The organism is Paraburkholderia sp. (assembly GCF_035656215.1).
In the GTDB taxonomy this organism is placed as follows: Bacteria; Pseudomonadota; Gammaproteobacteria; order Burkholderiales; family Burkholderiaceae; genus Paraburkholderia.
Genome location: NZ_DASRSY010000342.1, coordinates 1 through 3,523, shown reverse-complemented (window position 1 = coordinate 3,523; position 3,523 = coordinate 1). Strand labels below are relative to the sequence as shown.

Here is a 3,523-nt window from a genome sequence, read left to right as displayed (position 1 = left end):
ATCAGACCGACGAAACGCGTTTGTTCGGTTATGCGTGTTCGCTTGCCGGGGAAAGCGACTTCTTCATCCGCAAAGCGATCGGCTGGGCGTTGCGCGACTACGCTTGGCACGCGCCTCAAGCGGTGAGCCGCTTTCTATCCGGATCACGGGACAACTTGTCGCCACTCACTTTGCGTGAGGCGGCGAAACATCTGCCACCGATCGGCTGATGCGTCGAACACTCATCGTCTGCGAATCAAGTCCACGCCGTGCGCCGACAATCGGACGGAGTTCCAGTGTGGGTGCGCAGTTTGTTGGAATGGCGACAGCACACAAAATTAATAGCCGTTAATTAACGGCGTTAAAACCAAAAACTTTAGAAATATATTTAACGTCTTCTGCGCTAATCAAAATTGTGTAGTCATCGCTTAGTAACATGGCTCAGCAATACTCAGCAAAGCTGCAAGCACGGCCAGGCTGCAGGCATTACCCAACACTTTGCAAAAAACGCGCAGCCCCGATCGAGGGCCGACGCAAAAAGGCCACCCGCGGGGGTTTCACATGACTATCCGTCATCGCATTACGCTATTGGTTGTCTTGATGTTTGTCGCCTTGTTGTCGATCGGCGGCTATGCCGTCTATCAGACGCGCGGCAGCGCAGCCGAAGTGCGCAAAGTGACCGAAGGCGTTGTCCCTAGCGCGCTCGCCTCGGCCGACCTCGTCTCGCAAGTCAAGGACGTGCAACTCGCCACCATGACCCTCGTCTACGCGCCAGACGCCAACATGGTCGCGCAGGCACAAGACGAACTGAAGAAGAAAAAGGCCTCGTTGCAACAGGCCCTCGCGCTGCAAGCCAAAGACGCCGCGAGCCACGCTCAGCAAGGTCTCGTTTCCCAAGCCAACGACAGCCTCGAGAACTATTTCGCAGCTATCGCCGAGACCGCGAAAATGAAGGCCGACGGCAAGAACGAACTCGCGCAAGCGTATCTGTTCGCCAACGTCGCGCAGTATCGCGACGAGCTCGAAGGTATTGTCGAAACCCTCCGCGTCGAGAAGAACCGCCAGAAAGATGAGGCGATCACCACGCTGAACGCCACACTCGCCACCATCACGACGGCCATCGCCGTCGTCACCGGTATAGCGATCATTCTGCTGACCTCGATCGGTTCACTGCTTTACCGTCAGATCACCCGCCCACTCAGCCGCATGCAAGCCATGATGAGCGAGATCGCGTCGAGTCAGGATTTCACGCGGCGCGTGCCGGTGGGCCGGCTGGACGAGATCGGCCATTCGATCGTCGCCTTCAACGGCATGATTGAAAAGATCCAGGAAAGCTCGGCGCAACTCAAGCAGAAGACCGCCGACATCCAGGCGATGTTGCAGAACATGCAGCAAGGTATTTTGACGGTGATCGACGGCGCTGTGATCCACTCGGAGTACTCGGCGTATCTGGAAGACATCTTCGAAACGAAAGACATCGCCGGGCGCGGCCTGATGGATCTGGTGTTCTCTGATACCGATCTCGGCTCGGACGTGCTCTCGCAAGTCGATGCGGCGGCGCATGCGTGCCTCGGCGAAGACTGCATCAACTTCGCGTTCAATCAGCACTTGCTGGTCGGCGAAATTTCGAAGCAAATGCCCGATGGCCGTGCGAAGATCCTCGACCTCAGCTGGTCGGCGATCACAGACGAAAACGACGTCATCGTGCGTTTGATGCTGTGCGTGCGCGACGTCACCGAACTGCGCAAGCTCGCTGCGCAAGCCAGCGAACAGCGTCGCCGTCTCGACATGATCGGCGAGATTCTCGCGGTGAGCGAAGAGAAGTTCCATCACTTCATTGAAAGCGCCGCGGGCTTTGTCAGCGAGAACGAGCGCATTATCCGCAAGCATTCGGAAGCGGACCATGCGGCGATCGCCGAACTGTTCCGCAACATGCATACCATCAAGGGCAATGCGCGCACCTATAACCTGGCGCATCTGACCAACGTCGTCCATGAAACCGAGCAGAGCTATCACGAGCTGCGCCAACCGGACGCGGACCGTTCGTGGGATCAGGAACATCTGATGCAGGAATTGACGCGCGTGCGCGAGGCGATCGAGAGCTACGCGAAGATCAACGAACATAGCCTCGGCCGCAAGGGCCACGCCGGAGCGAATAGCGCCGGCAACGCTAACCGCTACGTGATGGTCGAGAAGGACCAGATTCAGCAGACGCTGAGCATGCTGGACAAGACGAACGCAAACGAACTCCACGAATTGCAGTCGATGCGCGATACGATGCGCCAAACCTTGCGCGCGCTCGGCAGCGAAAGCGTGCGCGATGCGCTGTCCGGTGTGCTGGACTCGCTGCCTTCGCTCGCGCAAGAATTGGGCAAGCCGGCGCCGACTGTGCGTATCGACGACAACGGCTATCGTCTGCGCGGCCACGCAGGCGGCACGCTGAACAATGTGTTCATGCATCTGCTGCGCAATTCAATGGATCACGGTATCGAAACCGTGGAGGCGCGCAGCGCACACGGCAAGACGCCGGCCGGCGCGATCGATATCGAAGTAGGCGTGGACAAGCGGGCACTGCAGATCACCCTCAGCGACGACGGTCGCGGCCTCGCACTCGAACGAATCCGCGGCATTGCCGTCGAGCGCGGCTGGATCGGCAGCGACGAACACCTGAGCGACGAAGCCATCGCCGAATTCATTTTCCGGCCGGGCTTCTCAACCGCCGCAACGGTCACGGAAGTGTCGGGCCGTGGCGTCGGTATGGACGCCGTACGCGACTTCCTCAAACGCGAGAACGGCCACATCGAACTGCGCTTCACCGACGATCGCAAGGGTGCTTCGTTCCGTCAGTTCCAGACGATCGTCTGCCTGCCGGATCGCGTCGCCGTCGATATGCTCGGTGTCGAAGCGCGTGGCGATGCCGGCGAACTGCAACTTGACGCGATGGCGGATTGAACGTTGGTCGAACGCTGATTGACGCGCTTCGCGACGGACTTCGGAAGGATAGGTTGTGATTCAACAGTATGTATTGGCGGTAGTGGCAGGCAGCGCGATGACCGCGCTGCTGGCATTTGTCGCGCACAAGTTGCAAAGCACGAGGCTGATGGCACGACTGCGCGCCGAAGCGGACGTCCAGATCAAAGCGTTGTCGGCGGAATACGCGGACCACGGTGAAGCGATCCGCGAACACGAACAGGCCGCGCAAGAGATGGAAGCATTGGCCGCACAGTTGCGCGACGAGCTGATGCAGCAGTCGGCCAGCGTTGAAGAACTGCGTGCAATGCTGAAAGCAGCGACCGACGACAAAGACCTGTGGGCGCAGCAGGCGCGACAGATTGTGGGCGAAGCCGCGCGTCTGAAGAGCCTCGGCGCAACCTTCGAGCGCTGGCACGAGCAGATGATCTCGCTGATGACGCAGAACCACGACATGCACGCGAAGAATCAGGAGCTGTCGTCGATCGTCCGGCATGTGGTGATCGTTTCGCTGAACGCGTCGATCGAAGCCGCGCGCGCGGGTCCGGCCGGACGTGGATTCGCGGTGGTGGCC

Annotated in this window: 3 protein-coding genes; all 3 read left to right on the top strand. The window is 59.5% G+C overall.

Annotation, left to right across the window (positions count from 1 at the left end; all coding sequences use genetic code 11):
• Positions 1-209 (top strand): DNA alkylation repair protein (locus VFE81_RS19860; protein WP_325046230.1); only part of this gene is annotated, 209 nt, incomplete at its 5' end.
• 331 nt (positions 210-540) lie between these two features.
• Positions 541-2,931 (top strand): HAMP domain-containing protein, encoded by a 2,391-nt coding sequence (locus tag VFE81_RS19855; protein ID WP_325046229.1) that lies wholly within the window; start codon positions 541-543, stop codon positions 2,929-2,931.
• Between the two features lie 55 nt (positions 2,932-2,986).
• A partial coding sequence (locus tag VFE81_RS19850) for a methyl-accepting chemotaxis protein (protein WP_325046228.1) occupies positions 2,987-3,523 on the top strand: 537 nt, incomplete at its 3' end.

Coding starts and splice junctions, on each gene's coding strand:
- VFE81_RS19855 (WP_325046229.1), top strand. CDS start 541: ATGACTATCCGTCATCGCATTACGCTATTGGTTGTCTTGATGTTTGTC.